Source organism: Butyrivibrio sp. INlla18, from assembly GCF_900103635.1.
Taxonomy (GTDB): domain Bacteria; phylum Bacillota; class Clostridia; order Lachnospirales; family Lachnospiraceae; genus Butyrivibrio.
This window is the reverse complement of the sequence record NZ_FMXK01000022.1, coordinates 19,038-37,517: the sequence shown is the minus strand read 5'-3', so window position 1 is coordinate 37,517 and position 18,480 is coordinate 19,038. Positions and strand designations below refer to the sequence as shown.

The window sequence follows — 18,480 nt, the reverse complement described above, 5'->3', positions numbered from 1 at the left end:
AAGAAATTCACTTTTTTATGGAATATTCATGTTGTTAATATCCAGCATGCTAGTGTATAATCATACCCGATTGATGGATTTTAACATCACTCGGGTATTTTCTTTGTTTGAGGATACCCAACAATATAGATTTGGTAGGAGGAAGCATGGCTGCAGAAGAGAAAGTTATAGTCATTGACTTTGGCGGACAGTACAACCAGCTGGTTGCAAGGCGCGTCAGAGAGTGTAACGTTTACTGCGAGATCTATTCATATCGTACTCCGATTGAGCAGATCAAGGAAATGTCCCCTAAGGGAATCATTTTAACTGGTGGACCTAACTCATGTTACGAGGAAGGTGCTCCAACATATACCAAAGAGCTTTTTGAACTTGGAATTCCAGTTTTAGGTCTTTGCTACGGAGCGCAGCTTATGATGCACGTTCTGGGTGGTAAGGTCGAGAAGGCTCCAGTCAGAGAGTATGGTAAGACAGAGACATTTATTGATGGCTCTAAGGATGCTCTTTTTGCAGGCGTTGAAGATAAGACCATCGTTTGGATGAGTCACTTCGATTACATCAGCAAGGTGGCTCCTGGATTTGAGATCATTGCTCACACAGCAGATTGCCCAGTTGCTGCAGCGGCTTGTGAAGACAAGAAGCTCTATGCTATCCAGTTCCATCCAGAGGTTCTTCACACAGTTAAGGGTAAAGATATCCTTCATAACTTCGTTAGAAATATCTGCGCTACTTCTGGTTCATGGCGCATGGATTCCTTCGTTGAAAATACGATCAAGGAGATTCGCGAGAAAGTTGGAGATGGCAAGGTTTTACTTGCTCTTTCTGGCGGTGTTGATTCATCAGTTCTTGCGGCACTTCTTGCTAAGGCAATTGGTAAGCAGCTTACCTGCGTATTCGTGGATCATGGTCTTCTTCGTAAGAACGAGGGTGATGAGGTTGAGAGCGTATTTGGACCAAATGGTAATTTCGATATTAACTTTGTTCGCGTTAATGCGGCTGAAAGATATTATGCCAAGCTTAAGGGCGTAGAAGAGCCTGAGAGAAAGCGTAAGATCATCGGTGAAGAGTTCATTCGTGTATTTGAGGAAGAGGCCAAGAAGATTGGTACAGTAGACTTCCTTGCACAGGGAACTATCTATCCTGACGTTGTTGAGTCAGGACTTGGCGGAGAGTCAGTTGTTATCAAGTCTCACCACAATGTTGGCGGACTTCCTGACTATGTTGATTTCAAAGAGATCATCGAGCCTCTTCGTTCACTCTTTAAGGATGAAGTTAGAAAGGCTGGACTTGAGCTTGGACTTCCTGAATACCTGGTATTTCGTCAGCCATTCCCAGGACCTGGTCTTGGCATCCGTATCATCGGTGAAGTAAATGCAGAGAAGGTTCGAATCGTTCAGGATGCCGACTTTATCTATAGAGAAGAGCTTGCTGCAGCAGGACTTAAGAAATTACCTGATCAGTATTTTGCAGCTCTTTCAAATATGAGATCAGTTGGTGTTATGGGCGATGAGCGTACATATGACTATGCGATCGTACTCCGCGCTGTTGAAACCATAGACTTCATGACAGCTGAGGCTTCTGAGATTCCTTTCGAAGTACTTCAGAAAGTTATGAGCCGTATCATCAACGAGGTTAAGGGTGTTAACCGCGTAATGTACGACCTCACAAGTAAGCCACCAGGAACTGTAGAGCTTGAATAAAATAATATGCATTATTGAATTAAGTCCCAGAAGCGCATAGGCGCTTCTGGGGCTTTGTTGTTATACTGACTGAATTCGTCAGAGTCTTATCCTTAAGGCATAACCGTATGGGAATCAATACAGTTAGAAATTTATTTACTTTTTATCTGAGTTGTTATATATTGTCATTTGTATTTCAAGATAGTTCTTTTTCAAAGTTCGTTTTGAAATGGCTGTTCTTTCTGGGACAGCTTGGTAAATCCCAAAATAATAGATAAAGAAGTGGCAAAAGAAGACGGCTTACGTGAGCAGTTGCTTTTTTGAGCTACTATTCGCGTAGTGATATGCATGATATTTATGGCATCTACGTGAGGTGTTGTTCTTGATTCTTGTGGTCCACGTAGAAATAAGTAGATATCTGGAAAATTTACGTGAGGAAGGGCTGGTTGACAAGGTGTATCACGTAGAATGCCTGAATATCAGTGCAGCACTACGTGATAATAGTCAAAAGATAAAGTGGAGTCACGTAGATCTGAAAAAAGGAGTTTGGTGATGCAGGATTATAAGGAAAAATTGGAAAAACAAATACAGGAGATAGATGCTCTAATAACCCAAATTGATAAGAATGCGTTAAGGGTAAAAAGCTTGAGCAATTGTGGTATTGCAATAAGTAAGAGTAACGGGAAAGACCAGTATTACTGGGTAGACAAGCTCGCACAAAAGCGGAAGTATGCGAGAATCGAAGAAATGGACAAGCTGAAGAAGGTGGCACAGCGAGATTATGAAATGCTACTTAAAAAGAAACTTGTAAAAATCAGAAATGATATTTTGGAGTTTTTAAAGCTCTATGATATAAAGTCACTTGAAAATGTGTATATGGGCATGGCAGATGCAAGGAAAAAGCTTGTTACACCGATCATTGAACCTCTGGAAATATATGTTGAGAATTGGAAAAAAGAAATCTACGAGCCTATGGGATTTAATGAAAGTGTTACAGAGTTTTTTTCAAACAATGGAATAAGGGTAAGATCAAAATCTGAGCTGATAATAGCCAATATGCTGGAACAAAGTGGCATTCCATACAGGTATGAATACCCACTTGCACTTAAGGGCATGGGAGCAGTAAGACCAGATTTTACATGCCTTAATATCAGAACTAGAAAGGAATATATCTGGGAACATTTTGGAATGATGGATAACATAGCTTATGCAAACAAAAATATAGTTAAGATAGAGGCATATGAGCAAAGTGGATATTTTCTGGGTAAAAATATGATCATGACATTTGAGACTTCTCAACATGCCATCAGTTCTAATATAATAAAGGCTATGATTAAAGAATATCTAGTGTAGCTGTTTTATATTAACTCGACTATATGCTTGCTATAATTTGAAGCTACTGCGTTGTCATCAGTTGTCGATGGAACCCCATCGACGCCTTCTTCCGCCTTGTAGATTACAAATCATATCTAATCAATATAGTCGAGAAATATAAAAACAGCTACACTAGTTTAGCAGGTTATGGCGCAATTCAACTTGAGGGATAAATGTCCATATAAAAAGCCGGGAGAATAATATTTTGGAAGAATACAGTAAACAACATAAGAAAGCTTGGGAGTTTGATGCTTACGAGTTCTGGGTTAGGACTGCAGGAACGCCGGAGGAAAGAGCAGCGAAGGACAAAGAAAATCCCAGAAAAATGCTGAAACAGTATGTAAATTACTTTGATTCTTTTGATGGTATCAAGGTTGCCAATATATGCGGATCCTGCGGAAAGAAAGCTATTCCGTTGGCTCTTTTGGGAGCAGAGGTTACAGTGTTTGATATTTCGGAAGCCAACAGGAAATACGCTGTGGAAACCGCTGAAGCTGCAGGCGTGAAGATCGGATATGAAGTCTGCGACATCATGGAAATCGATATGGACAAGTATGCCGGTTTCTTTGATGTCGTATTCATGGAAGGTGGGATTCTTCATTATTTCCACGATATAAATGCTTTTATGAATGTTATGAACGGATTGCTTAAACACGATGGAAAGATGATTTGCAGTGACTTCCATCCATTTACTAAGATTTCCGATATACTAGGGTTACAGCAGCCTACCATGAGTTATTTCTCAACAGATATCTTTGAAGGTGAGATGGCGCACGCAAGATTTTACGATGAGGAGATCCGTAAGCAGATCCCGAAATGCCATTACAGGAAGTACACCATCAGCGAGATCATCAATTCTATCATCGGTAGCGGATTTATTTTGGAGCGTTTTGATGAACATCCTTCATGGGAAAATGAAAAACTCCCGGGTGAGTTTACAGCGATTGCAAGAAAGGACTGAAAAAATGGAACTGCGTAAAATAAATGAAATAGATGCTAAAGCTCAGTGGGAATACACTACAGCACTTCCAACAGACGAAAATGGTTTAACAAATCCGTATAACGGAGTTTCTTACGATGATTATATCGAGAAGGTTTTACCGACGTTGATTTCTTATGAACACCCGGTTAATATGCCTGACTGGTTTGTGCCGGAAACATACTATTACCTTTGGGATGAGGGGCGTCTGGTTGGAGAATTTCGTATCAGACATCATCTCACAGAAGCACTTAAGAGTGGCGCCGGCCATATAGGCTATAGCATCAGGAGAGATGAACGGGGAAAAGGTTATGCCACAGCGGGCCTTAAACTTACTCTCCTTGAGGCAAGGAAAATAATACCGGAGGACGAGATATATCTCCGAGTAAATAAAGATAATATCGCCTCGCAGAAAGTCATGCAAAAGAATGGCGGAAAAGTTGTCGGGAAGGATGATGGGCACTTTTTTGTGAGAATTCCGAAGTATTTTGATTGTGGCATGGAAAAGGACAATTATTGGTTTAGGTATAGGACCGGAGCTATTATTGTTCGCGATAATAAGATGCTGTTTGTAAAGTCCAAGTATGGCGGATACTACTATATGATCGGTGGTGGTGTTCATTTGGGAGAGGATTCCAAGTCTTGCGTTGAAAGGGAAACATACGAGGAAACAGGTGCGAAATGTACAGCAAGACGTATTGCTATAATATGCGAGAACTTCTTTCGTGGCGTGGGAGGAGCAATTGATGGCAAAGATTGTCATGAGTTAGAGTATTACTATTTAATGGATATGCCCAAGGAGGCTATATTTGAAACTTCAACTGATGATGACGAGAAACTGGAATGGGTTGCCCTCGATGAGCTTGTAAACAATGATATTCGTCCGGCTTTTTTGAAGACTGAGCTTAAGGGAGTAATTGAGGGCGGATCACTGATTCATGTTATTAATGATGAAAGAAATGCCTAAGACTTCTTAATTAATAACGCGAGGTAAATGATAAATGCACACAGAGAAAGATATGATGGGACTGATCCTGCGTACAGCGAAGGAAGATGCCAGAATCCGAGCTGTTTATATGAATGGATCACGAACCAATCCCAATGCACCAAAGGATATTTTTCAGGATTATGACATTGTTTATGTCGTAGAAGAAACCGGATCCTTTATAAGGGACAGGGAGTGGATCAAAAGATTCGGGGATATCTTGTTTATGCAGTATCCGGACGAACATCCGGATTATCCGAGTGATAAAGAAAACTCCTATGGCTGGCTTATGATCTTCACGGATGGGAACCGGCTGGATCTTACTGTGAAATCGATCCCACATGCAAAGGAAAATGTTACGGAAGACAGCTTGTGCAAGATTTTGCTTGATAAAGATGGAATTCTTCCGCCGATTCCCGAGGCATCGGAAGAAACTTATTTAGTCCATCGGCCGTCAAAGGAACAGTATGCGGCCGTCTGCAACGAATTCTGGTGGTGCCTTAACAATATCGCAAAGGGCCTTTGGAGAAAAGAAGTGACATATGCACAGGATATGTTGAACTTCGTGGTCAGAAAGCAGCTTGAAAAGATGCTTTCCTGGAAAATAGGAGAACTGACAGGTTATTCTGTCAGCGTCGGTAAATCCGGAAAGTATATGAAGAAATGGCTCTCTGAGGAAGAGTGGCAGAAGTATCTGGATACTTATTGCGGCGCCGATGTTAACGACATGTGGAGCGCCGTGGAATCTATGTGCAGGCTGTTCATAGATGTTTCAAAATTGGTGGCAGAACATGGCAATTTCGTCTTTGACAGCCAGGAAGCTGATAATAGTTTCAAATACTTCAGTACTGTGAAAGAAATGGATGAAAACGCGGCAAGCATTTTCTGAAAACATGGGTGACGGACAGAATGGATTTTGTAGAGGCATTAAAACAAGGTAATCTCGAGGCTATCAGGAGATGCCCAAAAGCCGACCTTCATAATCACTTTGTACTTGGTGGAAGTAGAAGGTTCTTGTTAGAAAAGACTGGAAGAGATATAAAGCCAATAACTAAGCCACTTAATTCAATGGATGAGATGCATTCTTGGAATGCAGAGAATATAGGGAATTATTTTAATTTAACTGAAGGTCGTAAGATGCTCATAAGAGCGACGTTTGAGCAGGCAAAAGAGGATGGAGTCAGCATCCTTGAAATTGGCGAAGATGTATGGGGACTTGGAGAGTTTTTCCATGGAGACATAGATGAACTTGTGGAAGCGTTTGAAACTGCGCGTAAAGAAATTGCTCCAGATATTGAACTGAGACTTCAGATAGGAATGTCTAGGCACTGTGATATAGCATATTTAGAGGATTGCTTATCTTATTTCTGGGGATGTAAAGCTTTTTATTCAATTGATCTATATGGAGATGAATTGGCGCAGCCAATAGAAAACTTCAAATCAATTTATCGCAGAGCCAAGGCGGAAGGACTAAGGCTTAAGGCACATGTTGGTGAGTGGGGAACAGCAGAAGATGTTAGACGAGCTGTGGAGGAGCTTGAGCTTGAAGAGGTGCAGCATGGAATTGCAGCTGTGAGTGATCCTTCAGTTATACGTTTTCTTGTAGATAATCATATCAGGCTGAATATCACGCCATCTAGTAATTACCTTTTGGGAAGAGTGGCTGATTTAAAGACACATCCTATTGTTGAGCTATATCGTGAAGGCGTAGATGTGACTATCAATTCAGACGATGTCTTAATTTTTGATTCTGATGTATCCAAGGAATATTTAAGGCTATATCAGAGTGGCTGTCTGAGCGCAGAGGAACTAGACGATATCAGAAAGAATGGATTAATAATTATCCGACAGAATTAAGCAATAAAAGACAGGATTGTATTTGGGTATAACCTTAGAATCAATAGTGAAAGGAGGGATACCGATGGATTGGGTAAGGACGATCAATGATGCAATAGAATATATGGAGCAGAACCTGACTAATGAAGTTACACTTGCTGATATAGCAAAGAGTGTTAATCTGTCTGCATTTCATTTCCAGAGAGCGTTCACTTTACTGACAGGAATGACTCCAGCGGAGTATCTTAGAAAAAGAAGATTGTCTCAGGCTGGATCTGAACTGGCAAAAGGAAATGAGAAGGTTATAGATATTGCACTTAAATATGGTTACGATTCACCAGAAAGCTTTACTAAGGCTTTTACAAGGTTTCATGGTGTTTCACCTGCGCAGGCCAAAAAGGGAGAGCCTATTCAGTTCATGAGCAGGTATACCGTCCGGATTACAATTGAAGGAGGTAGTATCATGGAATACAAAATTGAAAAATGGGAGTCAATGGATCTGCTTGTGCACGCAAAGGATTTTAATGCTGAGACAAGTGAGAAGGAGATTCCAGCTTTTTGGAATGAGTACTTTGCAAATAAGGAGTATAGCAAGGTGCCAAGCTATCTTGGAGTTTGTGCTCAGAACAAGACTAATGGAAATGTTTTTAAATATGGAATTGGATGCAAGGCATCAGATGTAAAGGGCGTGCCAGAGGGATTTGAGATCATCCATGTTCCTGAGTATGACTGGGCAATCTTTAAATGCGTTGGATCATCTCCAGATGCAATACAGGCAATGTGGGAGAGAATCTATAAAGAGTGGCTTCCTGTTGCAGAGTATGAACTTATTCCAGATGTGGATCTGGAAAATTATCTTCCAGGAGATCCAACATCTCAGGATTATGTCAGTGAGATCTGCATACCTGTAAAAAAGAAGAATTAAATTATTCCAAATGTTTTTAACATAAAGAGCCAAAAGGCCAGAGAGAAGGAACATCCAAAGGTTGTCATCATAATGATGCTGCTACTAAGTGTTCCTTCATGGCCCATGCTCTTAGCCATTATAAAACAGCTTACAGTTGTGGCAGAGCCAAGCATAACAAGAAGTGCCACAATCTGCTCACCTCTAAATCCGAAGCTTACAGCTACCGGAATAAAGATAGCAACTAGTAAGAACAACTTGATAAATGTAGCAGCAAGGGCTGGCTTTACGTCCTTTGCAGCCTTTTTGAAATCGAAGGTCGCACCTATAGACATGAGTCCTAGAGGAGTTGCGAGCTTTGCTATATTATTTACAATCGACTCGCCTATCTTAGGCATAGGAATCTGAAGTAGAGACCACAAAAGGCCTACTGCAATGCCTAGAATTATAGGGTTTGTGATAATTCCTTTAGCAGTTTTCTTAAATATTTTCTTTGAGTCTTTTTCATTTCCATTATCTTCAGCAGTAAACATGAGAATTGTTACAGCAAAAATATTATAAAGAGGAACGCTTCCGAGTATCATGAGTGGAGCCATGCCGGAGCTAGCTTCACCATAAATGTTGTGTATAAAGGCGATTCCAAGAAGGGCGGCGCTACTTCTATATGCTCCCTGCACGAATTCACCTCTTTTACCTGTATCCTTGATGAGTGCGCGAGATAAAAGATATATTCCAGCGATGCTGATAATAGTAACAACAAAGCAGAAAAGGACAAATTTACCGTCCCAGGTTCCGGCGAAGTCCTGTTTAGCAAGATCTTCAAATAACAAGACTGGAAGAGCTACTTTAAAAACAAATTTGTTCATCCATGAAGCTGCTTTGTCATCTATAAGTCCAATTTTATTAAATATATATCCCAAGATCATAAGGGAAAATATAGGCAGTGTTGCGTTTAAGCTAAAGACTAAGTTTTCCATAGTGGTATCACCTTCATTTGTTCATCACATTTGTATATTACAATACCACTTAAAAAGAGCCTAGAACAGATGAAGAAATTATTGTTATAATTATGGGCAAGAAAGACGGATTATACTTATGAGGGCGCAGAATGCATTTTGTTGACGCAAAAGGTATATTAACTGGAAACAATGGGCAAGTAGGCATGAACATTTACAGAGGATGTACTCATGGCTGCATTTATTGTGATAGCAGAAGTAAGTGCTACCAGTTTACTCATGAGTTTGAAGATGTTGAAGTTAAGCAGAATGCACCAGAGCTCCTTGAAAGGACTCTTAAGTCCAAGAGAAAAAAGTGTATGATAGGAACAGGAGCAATGTCTGATCCATATATGCACTGTGAGGAGCAGCTTGGACTTACTAGGAGATGTCTTGAGAAAATTTATCAATATGGATTTGGACTAGCAATACAGACCAAGTCAGACAGGATCCTGCGAGATATAGATCTTTTGGATGATATCAATAAAGCCACTAAATGCGTAGTTCAGATGACTCTTACAACTTACGACAATGAGCTTTGTAAGATAATTGAACCAAATGTCTGCAATACCAAGAGGCGTATAGAAGTTCTTGCCAAGATGCAGGAGAGAGGCATTCCAACTATTGTGTGGCTGTGTCCGATCCTTCCGTATATAAATGACACAGAAGAGAATATTAGGTCTATACTTGAAGAGTGCACAAGAGTTGGCGTTAAGGGAATCATTGATTTTGGAATGGGACTTACTCTTAGAGAAGGTGACAGAGAGTATTACTACGAAGCCCTTGATAAACATTTTCCAGGCCTTAAGCACAAGTATATTAGTGAATATGGAAATGCCTATGAGGTGCCAAGCCCCAGGGCAAAAGAGCTGATGACATTATTCTACAAAATCTGTAACGAACACGGCATGATGTCAAAGCCCGATGCTTGCTTTAAGTATATGAGCGAATTTCCAGAGAAGTACCAGCAGATGAGTCTGTTTGATATATAATTTTTTAGAAGTAGAAAGGCAGTATCAATGGCAAAAGATGATAAGACAAATGTAATGAGAGTTCTTGATGGCAAGAAGATAAACTACAAGAGCCACATGTATGAACCAGATGCTACAATGTCTGGCGAAGAGATTGCAGCTATCCTTGGAGAGAATGCAGATAAAGTTTTTAAAACCCTTGTAACTCAGGGCAAATCCAATCAGTACTATGTGTTTGTAATTCCTGTTAAAAGAGAGCTTGATCTTAAAAAGGCTGCAAAGGCTGTTTCTGAGAAGTCAATTTCAATGATTCCACAAAAAGAGCTTTTGCCACTTACAGGTTATGTGCATGGAGGCTGTTCTCCAATCGGAATGAAGAAGTCATTCCCAACTACTATCCATGAGACAGCACAGGATTTTGAAGAGATCTTTTTCTCTGCAGGTAAAGTGGGCTATCAGGTAGAGCTTGCGGTAAAAGATCTTGAGAAGGTAGTAAGAGTATCCTACGCAGATGTGTGCACAGATTAAAAAAGATGCCAGCGTAAAGCTGACATCCCTATGATCACAATAAGTATCCACAAGCTATACCCAGTACAGCTGATAAGCATATTATCAGGATTGGGTGTAGCTTTTTTAATGCAAGGATAAGGCATATGATGAAGATCACTGCAGATACATAAAAGCCTATATCAGAAAAGATAGCAAGGCTAAATCCATCAGGAATAAATACAGTCTTGGAAACAGAAATAACTGCAGTTCCAATAAGTCCCACTACAGCAGGCTTTAGACCGCTCATACATCCCTTTACGATCTTACTTGATTTAAATTTTTCAAAGCACTTAGCTACGATCAAAATGATGATAAATGATGGAAGAGTAACGCCCAAGGTTGCGCAGATAGAACCAGGAATTCCAGCAACTTCCCTTCCAACATAGGTTGAAATGTTTACTGCAAAGGGACCAGGAGTACTCTCGCTTACTGCGATGAAATCAACAAGCGCCTTGGAATCAAGCCAGTTATGCTTAATGACTTCTTCCTGAATAAGAGGGAGCATAGCGTATCCACCACCAAAGGTAAAGGCGCCGATCTTAAAGAAGGTCCAAAACAAGATCAAAAGCTCCATTATTTAGCCCTCCTTTCATCTGCAAGATAAGTAATAAGTCCAAAGAGAGCACAAGCGATGATCACGATCAAAACGCTTACATGGAGGAAGGCTGCTAAGATAAAGGCAGCTCCCATAATGATATAGGCATATAGATTTTTAGGGCACTGCTTGTACATGTTAAAAAGAGCTTTGATAATAAGAGCTAGGACGCCAGCACGTATTCCGTTAAAGGCATACTGAACACCTTTGAAGCTCTCAAATTCTTTGAGTACATATGAGATGATAAGAATTATCAAAAAAGAAGGAAATACAACGCCAACAGTTGCTGCAAGAGCGCCAGCAAAACCTGCAACTTTGTAGCCTACAAAGGTAGCGGCATTTATGGCAATAGGGCCAGGCGTTGATTCTGCGATAGCTACAATTTCTAGGATGTCTTCTTCTTTTATCCACTTTTTATTTTGAACGACTTCCCTTTGAATAAGTGGAATCATGGCATAACCTCCGCCAAATGTGAATCCGCCTATCTTCATGAAAGTCAAAAAAAGTTCTAGTATCTTTTTCATAGGTCTACCTCGCTTATGTATTATATCACGAAGAAGGCTTGACACATCTGTTATAGTAAAATAAGAATCAGACAAAGATATAAGAAAGGAGATAAACATGCATAGCGCAGATAATAAGAAAAACTATATGCGCAGCGGTATTGCAGCTTTTGTTGGTGCAATGCTTTTAATTGGCATGCTCTTTTCTAACATTTATATTGCAAACGAGTATCATCATGACTGTACTGGTGAGGAGTGCCCTATCTGTCAGTGTATTGCTGAGTGCGAAGCATTTGTTAATCAGATCAGTACAGGCGTAATTCTTTTTATCGCTATCGCTGCAGTTATCTTTGCTGTTTCTAAAACTGTTCAGTCATTTAAAGGTGGCTTTTTATCTAACACTTTAGTATCTTTCAAGGTACGTCTAAATAATTAAGTTCCTCATTATTCCAGATCTTTTTTCCAAAAAACAAACAGACAATTTAATATTTTTCGGAGGAATATTATGAGAAAGTATATTTCTATTATTTGCGCTGCCATCATGATGGTAAGCCTTCTTTGTGCATGCGGAAATACAGCATCAGTAAATTCAGAAACTTCAGGCGATAAGCTTCAGATTGTAACAACTATCTTCCCGGAGTACGACTGGGTTATGTCTATTCTTGGTGAGAATAGCGACGCAGCAGAAGTTACTATGCTGCTTGATAACGGCGTAGATCTTCACAGCTATCAGCCAACAGCTGAAGATATCATGAAGATCTCAACCTGTGACGTATTTATTTACGTCGGCGGCGAGTCAGATGAATGGGTTGATGATGCTCTTAAGGAAGCTACTAACAAGGATATGATCGTGATCGATCTTCTTGATATTCTCGCAGATGAGATCAAGGAAGAAGAGGTTGTAGAGGGAATGGAGGCCGAAGATGAAGAAGGTGAAGACGGCGATTCTGAAGAGGAAGAGATTGAGTATGACGAACATGTTTGGCTCTCACTTAGCAATGCTGAAAAGATCTGCAACAAGATCACAGAGGCCTTGGTAAGCGTTGATCCAGCCAATAAGGACGTTTACGATAAGAACTTTGTTGATTACAGTCAGAAGTTAAGTGATCTTAACGAACAGTATAAAGAAGTTGTGAATGGGGCTTCTAATAAGACTCTTTTATTTGGGGACAGATTCCCATTTAGATATATGGTTGATGATTATGGCCTTAGCTACTATGCAGCCTTTGTTGGATGCTCAGCTGAGACTGAGGCTAGCTTTGAGACTATCACATTCTTTGCTGGTAAAGTTGATGAGCTTTCACTTTCAAGCATCATGACAATTGAAGGTAAGGACCATAAGATTGCAGAGACTATCAGAGACAACACAAAGACTAAGGATCAGAACATCTTAACACTTGATTCTATGCAGGCTACAACATCTGAGGATGTGGCAAACGGAACAACTTACCTTTCAGTTATGGAGGGTAATCTTGAGGTATTAAAGGAAGCTCTTAAATAAAGGGCTAGGAGGGAAAAATGTCATTACTAACAATTAAGGATCTATCCCTTGGATATGAAAATATGACTGTTGTGGATGGGTTAAATTTCACAGTAGAAGCAGGGGACTATCTCTGTATTGTAGGAGAAAACGGCTCTGGAAAATCTACTCTTATGAAGACCATCCTGCAACTTCAAAAGCCGTTAAAAGGAGAGGTCCTTGTTGGTGATGGCCTTTTGTCAAAAGAGATAGGATATCTTCCTCAGCAGACAGTCATCCAGAAGGATTTTCCTGCCTCGGTAAAAGAGATAGTGATATCCGGATGTCAGGGACAAATGGGCCTTAGACCTTTTTATAGCAAAAAAGAAAAAGAAATTGCCAGAAAAAATATGGAACGCATGGGAATTACAGAATATAAAGACCGCTGCTATAGAGAGTTGTCTGGTGGACAGCAGCAAAGAGTCCTTCTTGCAAGAGCTCTTTGCGCCACCAGAAAGGTTCTTTTACTTGATGAGCCCGTGGCAGGACTTGATCCTAAGGTAACACTTGAAATGTATGAGGTGATAAAAAAACTTAATGACAGCGGTATCACTATAATCATGATCTCCCATGATATAGGGGCAGCAGTTAAGTATGCCACTAAGATCCTCCACATAGGAAAAGAGATATTTTTTGGAAGTAAGGAAGAGTACTTGGAAAGTGATGAAGGAAGATTCTTTTTAAGTCAGAAGGATGGTGAAAACAAATGATAGAAAAGCTTATATTTTATTTTCAATATCCATTTGTTAGATACGCCGTAATAGTTGGCGTTCTCATCGCACTGTCTTCGTCTCTTCTAGGAGTTACGCTAGTGCTTAAAAGGTTTTCTTATATTGGAGATGGACTTTCACATGTTGCCTTTGGAGCAATGGCAATAGCAAGCGTTCTTAAGATGGCTGATCAGATGGCTTTGATACTGCCTATTACCATAATAAGCGCAGTACTTCTTTTGAGAACCGGCGAAAATGCCAGGATAAAGGGCGATGCTGCGATAGCCATGATATCTGTAGGGGCACTAGCATTTGGTTATCTCCTTATGAATATCTTTTCAACATCTTCGAATCTAACAGGTGATGTGTGTAGTACGCTTTTTGGCTCCACATCAATTTTGACTCTTACATTGGAAGAGGTTGTTATCTGCGTGGTGCTTTCTATCATTGTAGTTGTTGTTTTTGTTTTTCTCTATAACAAGATATTTGCTGTTACCTTTGATGAGAATTTTGCATCAGCAACTGGAACTAATACCAAAAGATACAACCTTTTGATCGCGGTAATGATCGCAGTGATAATAGTGCTTGCAATGAATCTTGTGGGATCACTGCTTATCTCAGCCCTTGTGATATTTCCAGCTTTGTCGGCTATGAGCATATTTAAGAGCTTTTTGAAAGTTACTGTATGCGCTGCAATTCTTTCTGTAGTGTGCGCTTTTACGGGAATCATAATATCGATCCTTGCCGGAACACCAGTTGGATCTACGATTGTGGCAGCAGATGCGGTAGCATTTGCAATCTGCTATCTTGCTGGAAAGCTTGTGGGAGGAAGAGCATGAAGAAAAAAGTGATCAAGAAACTTGCGATTTTGTTGGCGTTAGCGTCTATGACAATGTCAATTAACGCCTGTGGAAGCGAGGAAAAAGAGACTTCAAATGAGCCCAAAAAGGTGGTCTCAAGTCCGTCTTCAGTAAGCGATGTATTAGAAGAAAAGACAAGTGCGTCAGCATCTACTTCATCTATTCCATTACCAGAAGAGGTAGACAGTAGCGTGGTGCTCAGCAGCATTGACGGCGTTGATGTGGATCTTACAGCTCTTTCAAGTACCATGGTCTACAGTCAGGTCTACAACATGATGTTTTATCCGGAGAACTTTATTGGCAAGACCATTAGAATGGAAGGCATATATACAGAATACTTCGACCAGGCAACAGGTAAAAGATATCTGGCTTGCTTTATCATGGATGCTACCCAGTGCTGTTCTCAAGGCGTTGAGTTTGAGCTTACAAGCGATTATTCATATCCGGATGATTACCCAACAGAAGGTGATACTGTAGTTGTACAGGGAGTTTTTGATGTATATGAAGAAGAGGGCGCAGAATACTGCACCCTCAGAAATTCAAAACTTATAAAAGGTTAATTTAGAGTCTTACATTGATGCCGAGCTTTTCGTGCATCTGTCTCTTTTGCTCATACATTCGCTGATCTGCAAGAAGATATACTTCATGGGAGTCATTAACTGGTACTTCATGAAGGAATGCAAATCCGGCAGCAGCGCTTCGGTGATATTCAGGATAAATGGCGTTCATTACGTTAAGAGCGCTGTTCATCCTTTCTATCATTGAGATAATATCTTTTGAAGAGGAGTCATTGATGATAACTACAAATTCATCTCCTCCAATTCTTCCTATGAAATCTTCTTCGCCAAAGGTACTAGTAAGAACTTTGGCAAAGTCTTTGATATAGCGGTCTCCAGAAGGATGGCCAAATTTATCGTTTACAGTCTTTAGTCCGTTTAGATCGATACTTATTATGCAATAGTCTGTTGTCACATTTGATAGGTCTTTTAACATCTTATCAGCCATGGCTCTGTTAGGCAGATCAGTAAGTCCGTCGGCATAAGCAAGATGAGATAGTGATGCGGACTCTTTTCGCTCGGCGTAGCTCTTGGTGATATAAAGGAAATAGTTTGCCAGCATGCTTGTGGCAAATATCAGGCAACCAGAGCAAATGATAGTATTTCTGATCAAGAAGTCAGTTCTGATATGAGCCTTATCAAGTACATAGAAGAACAGATGGATCAAAAGAGCTATAGAAAAAGCTGTCAGTCCAAGCATCTGCACTACAGTCGATGCAGGAGTATTCTTGTTCTTGATATTCTTGCGGGCAAAATAAATGATAAAGCCAAAACCGATCAAGGCATTTACATGGTATACAGCAAGAGTTTCTCTAAGGTGTATGTTGATAGCAAATTGTAGAATCAGCTGTATTATAACCTGGGCTGTACTAAGTGCTGCTACTGTGAGGAATATAGTCTTTTTTTCAACATCTTGAATAAAGAAAAGTATGAGGTAGCAGTATGGCACGATGAGGTACAGTGTAAAGTACTCAAGCTGGGTTTCGAGCGGTGTGTAATAGAACAGGTTGAAGAGGTTGTAATAACTAAGGAGCCATACGCCAAGGTTCATGCATAATAAAGATTCCACGATCTGGGCTGTGATGGTAGGAATAGCAGATGCAAAGATCAGTGAAACAAACAGGAATATGACTCCAAATATAAACATGAATATTCCTGTTGATATTACAAACATGTTTGCATGGATAAGCTTGCCTTCAATATCTGCCTGATTTCCAAGAATAGGAGCTTCAAGGTCGGTGACAGGATTATTTTCTGTAACTGTCATATAGAATGTCAGCGTCTTGCCAGCATACTCTCTTGGAAGAGGAATGATATGGTAGAGTCGTCCTACAAAATCGCCATTTTTAAAGTTTTCATTTCCAAATGAATAGATCAGTTCATCATCAAGGTAACAATCCAAAGTAGTATACTTACTCTTATAAATGATCGCTGGAAATTCCAGATATCCTAGATTTGGAAGAGTAGTAGATACAGTGATCACATCTCCTCTATATAGCTTGCCTGGATGAAGCTGGTACAACTGCTCAATGTTTTTGCCAGTAAAGTACTCTTCACCAATTGTTACACACCAGCCATGCTCTAGATGAGTGTATTCCTTCTTGGGATGTACATTTAACAGTGATAGGCAGGCTACAACAAGCACTATGATTATTACAGCTGAGAATATAGCTGGCGCACGGTATTTTTTAAGCATCTTCTGTATCACCAGCCTTTCCTGAAAGATTTTTCAAAAGGTCGTCATAAAGTCTTGAAAGTGATTGATTGTGATGACCTTTTTTCATTTCATACATGCGTGAATCAGCAAGGAGATATACTTTCTGAGGAGTAACAACCTTGAGAAGATTTCGCTCCTTACTGTTTGCATATCCCCAGGAAGCAGAGTACTTGATATGTACTTCCCTAGAGGATTCATAAGCCATGAGATCAGACATACAGCTAAGATCTCTTTCTGTTCTCTCAGTGTCAATGTAAGGCAGGATGACAATAAACTCGTCGCCGCCCATTCTACCTACGAGGCTAGCATCAGTGAAACTGTTTTTAAGAATATTTCCAAAGCCGCTTATAAGCTTATCGCCTTCAAGGTGGCCGTAGTTGTCGTTAGTATATTTAAGGTAATCAAGATCAAGACTGATGATGGTGTAATCGCCTTTTAGCTCAGCAAAGACAAGCTCACACTTTGTTCTGTTTGAAAGTCCAGTAAGAGCATCTGAATAAGCAAGACCTTCCAAATGCTTTTTGGTGGTGAGCTCGCTGATATATTCAATACAGTGGAAGAAATAGTTAAGGAACAGGCAGATCATAAATAGAAGAGCGCCTACTGTAGTGAAGTTGATCGTTGCACTAGATTCACCTGTTGAACCGTATTTTAGCAGATTAAAGAGAATAATATCTGTAATAGCACAAGTAAGGAAGCAGATGAGGCCTAGAATCAGCATAGTGGCTGACATGGAGGCTACACCGTTATCAGAAGCTTTTTTGCGTCTTATGATTATGGCATGAACAAGTGAAATCACAAAGAATAGAGCCTCACACACAACTAAAAGGTGGAAACTTGTTACAAAGTGACAGATATGAAGCAGATTTGTAGCATGTAATACAAATGTGATCAAGACGAAAGCAAGATTTATTGAAAGAAGTGCCTTTCCGATCCCAAGAGCTTTAACCTGCTTGGTGGATATTATAAATCCAATGATACATGGCGGAATAAGGAAAAGAGATACATATTCCAAGAATGTATAAACTGCAGGGCTATTTGATACATACCATAAGATGTCGTTGTAACACAGGATGTAAAAGCCCATGAAAATAGATACTAGAGCACTGAACATGATGCTATAGTCATGATTATCACTAAAGATAAGAAATGGTGATAAAACAAGGAGAACAAAACCGAACATACAAAGGAAATTACCGATAACGATAGGAAGTCTGTTTGGCTGAAGAAGCTTATTAGAAATGTCTTTATAGCTTCCAAGATAAAAAGGTGAGAAGCTGGAAAAGGCATTGTCTTCTGTAGCAGTAAAAACAATATTTATTGTTTTGCCAGCTGAGTCTTTGGGTAATGGAATGAAGTGATGGAACTTGGGAAGCATTAGGTTTTTGATGGTGTAATCATAACCATAAGAATAGATAAGTTCGTTATCAATATAGATATCTACAGTTGATAAGATACTTCTAAACTCAAGTGTGGTCTGAGGGATGTTTCCGATAGAAGGTATTGTAGTACTAACAGAAATGACATCCCCTTTGTTTGCCAGACCAATACTTGCAGTTGATAAACTTTCTATAGGATGTGACTTGCCGTCACGAGAAATAGTCCAGCCGGAATCCAGCTGAACTAAAGGATGATCATAAGGTGTATTAAACTTAGCAGTTCCTAAAACAATAACGGTTATAGTAATTATGATGATAGCCAGAATTGATAAAGAAGCTGCTTTTATTTTGGTCTTTATCTCCACAAGCAT

At 39.9% G+C, this 18,480-nt stretch carries 19 protein-coding genes; 14 read left to right on the top strand and 5 right to left on the bottom strand.

The features are described 5' to 3' along the window. Positions 1 to 146: 146 nt before the first annotated feature. From guaA to BLS24_RS13855, 7 genes are all read left to right on the top strand, one after another. On the top strand, positions 147 to 1,697 hold the full coding sequence (gene guaA, locus BLS24_RS13885) for a glutamine-hydrolyzing GMP synthase (RefSeq protein WP_091760460.1): 1,551 nt from the start codon (positions 147 to 149) through the stop codon (positions 1,695 to 1,697). Between the two features lie 531 nt (positions 1,698 to 2,228). Then, the gene (locus BLS24_RS13880; RefSeq protein ID WP_091760457.1) at positions 2,229 to 3,029 is read left to right on the top strand and encodes a hypothetical protein; all 801 of its coding nucleotides are present in this window, start codon (positions 2,229 to 2,231) and stop codon (positions 3,027 to 3,029) included. Between the two features lie 226 nt (positions 3,030 to 3,255). Continuing rightward, positions 3,256 to 4,011, top strand: a complete 756-nt coding sequence (locus BLS24_RS13875; protein ID WP_091760454.1) for a class I SAM-dependent methyltransferase — start codon at positions 3,256 to 3,258, stop codon at positions 4,009 to 4,011. Positions 4,012 to 4,015: 4 nt separating this feature from the next. Then, positions 4,016 to 4,996: a GNAT family N-acetyltransferase gene (locus tag BLS24_RS13870; RefSeq protein WP_091760451.1), complete on the top strand. Its 981-nt coding sequence runs from the start codon at positions 4,016 to 4,018 to the stop codon at positions 4,994 to 4,996. A gap of 34 nt (positions 4,997 to 5,030) precedes the next feature. Further along, complete coding sequence (locus BLS24_RS13865; protein WP_091760448.1) at positions 5,031 to 5,903, top strand: aminoglycoside 6-adenylyltransferase; 873 nt, start codon at positions 5,031 to 5,033, stop codon at positions 5,901 to 5,903. A gap of 20 nt (positions 5,904 to 5,923) precedes the next feature. Next, on the top strand, positions 5,924 to 6,871 hold the full coding sequence (locus BLS24_RS13860; RefSeq protein ID WP_091760444.1) for an amidohydrolase family protein: 948 nt from the start codon (positions 5,924 to 5,926) through the stop codon (positions 6,869 to 6,871). A 64-nt stretch (positions 6,872 to 6,935) separates the two neighbouring features. Beyond that, positions 6,936 to 7,775 (top strand): AraC family transcriptional regulator, encoded by an 840-nt coding sequence (locus BLS24_RS13855; RefSeq protein WP_091760442.1) that lies wholly within the window; start codon positions 6,936 to 6,938, stop codon positions 7,773 to 7,775. Here BLS24_RS13855 and BLS24_RS13850 read toward each other — a convergent pair. Then, positions 7,772 to 8,731, bottom strand: a complete 960-nt coding sequence (locus BLS24_RS13850) for an AEC family transporter (RefSeq protein ID WP_091760439.1) — start codon at positions 8,729 to 8,731, stop codon at positions 7,772 to 7,774. The genes BLS24_RS13855 and BLS24_RS13850 overlap by 4 nt on opposite strands. 131 nt (positions 8,732 to 8,862) lie before the next feature. On the opposite strand from BLS24_RS13850, the gene BLS24_RS13845 reads away from it, so the two are divergent. Then, entirely contained in the window at positions 8,863 to 9,741 is an 879-nt protein-coding gene (locus BLS24_RS13845) for an SPL family radical SAM protein (protein WP_091760436.1), read from the top strand. 27 nt (positions 9,742 to 9,768) lie between these two features. Continuing rightward, positions 9,769 to 10,248: a Cys-tRNA(Pro) deacylase gene (gene ybaK / locus BLS24_RS13840; RefSeq protein WP_091760434.1), complete on the top strand. Its 480-nt coding sequence runs from the start codon at positions 9,769 to 9,771 to the stop codon at positions 10,246 to 10,248. A gap of 34 nt (positions 10,249 to 10,282) precedes the next feature. On the opposite strand, the gene BLS24_RS13835 is transcribed toward ybaK, so the two are convergent. Together BLS24_RS13835 and BLS24_RS13830 are read right to left on the bottom strand one after the other, a co-directional pair. Next, positions 10,283 to 10,843: a chromate transporter gene (locus BLS24_RS13835; protein ID WP_091760430.1), complete on the bottom strand. Its 561-nt coding sequence runs from the start codon at positions 10,841 to 10,843 to the stop codon at positions 10,283 to 10,285. Next, on the bottom strand, positions 10,843 to 11,388 hold the full coding sequence (locus tag BLS24_RS13830) for a chromate transporter (RefSeq protein ID WP_091760427.1): 546 nt from the start codon (positions 11,386 to 11,388) through the stop codon (positions 10,843 to 10,845). Before BLS24_RS13830 ends, BLS24_RS13835 begins: the two co-directional genes overlap by 1 nt. A 97-nt stretch (positions 11,389 to 11,485) precedes the next feature. Here BLS24_RS13830 and BLS24_RS13825 point away from each other — a divergent pair, with 97 nt between their 5' ends. The 5 genes from BLS24_RS13825 (at position 11,486) to BLS24_RS13805 (ending at position 15,016) form a co-directional block, all read left to right on the top strand. Continuing rightward, the gene (locus BLS24_RS13825; protein WP_091760425.1) at positions 11,486 to 11,803 is read left to right on the top strand and encodes a hypothetical protein; all 318 of its coding nucleotides are present in this window, start codon (positions 11,486 to 11,488) and stop codon (positions 11,801 to 11,803) included. A 69-nt stretch (positions 11,804 to 11,872) separates the two neighbouring features. After that, positions 11,873 to 12,868 (top strand): metal ABC transporter substrate-binding protein, encoded by a 996-nt coding sequence (locus BLS24_RS13820; RefSeq protein ID WP_091760422.1) that lies wholly within the window; start codon positions 11,873 to 11,875, stop codon positions 12,866 to 12,868. Positions 12,869 to 12,885: 17 nt separating this feature from the next. Beyond that, a complete protein-coding gene (locus BLS24_RS13815) occupies positions 12,886 to 13,596 on the top strand; it encodes a metal ABC transporter ATP-binding protein (protein WP_091760419.1) in 711 nt (236 codons plus the stop codon). After that, entirely contained in the window at positions 13,593 to 14,435 is an 843-nt protein-coding gene (locus tag BLS24_RS13810; protein WP_091760416.1) for a metal ABC transporter permease, read from the top strand. The genes BLS24_RS13815 and BLS24_RS13810 overlap by 4 nt, the downstream gene beginning before the upstream one ends. Beyond that, the gene (locus BLS24_RS13805) at positions 14,432 to 15,016 is read left to right on the top strand and encodes a hypothetical protein (RefSeq protein WP_091760412.1); all 585 of its coding nucleotides are present in this window, start codon (positions 14,432 to 14,434) and stop codon (positions 15,014 to 15,016) included. The genes BLS24_RS13810 and BLS24_RS13805 overlap by 4 nt, the downstream gene beginning before the upstream one ends. A 1-nt stretch (position 15,017) precedes the next feature. On the opposite strand, the gene BLS24_RS13800 is transcribed toward BLS24_RS13805, so the two are convergent. Then, entirely contained in the window at positions 15,018 to 16,721 is a 1,704-nt protein-coding gene (locus tag BLS24_RS13800; protein ID WP_143015189.1) for a GGDEF domain-containing protein, read from the bottom strand. Then, complete coding sequence (locus BLS24_RS13795) at positions 16,702 to 18,474, bottom strand: GGDEF domain-containing protein (protein WP_176764448.1); 1,773 nt, start codon at positions 18,472 to 18,474, stop codon at positions 16,702 to 16,704. The genes BLS24_RS13800 and BLS24_RS13795 overlap by 20 nt, the downstream gene beginning before the upstream one ends. Positions 18,475 to 18,480 lie beyond the last annotated feature (6 nt).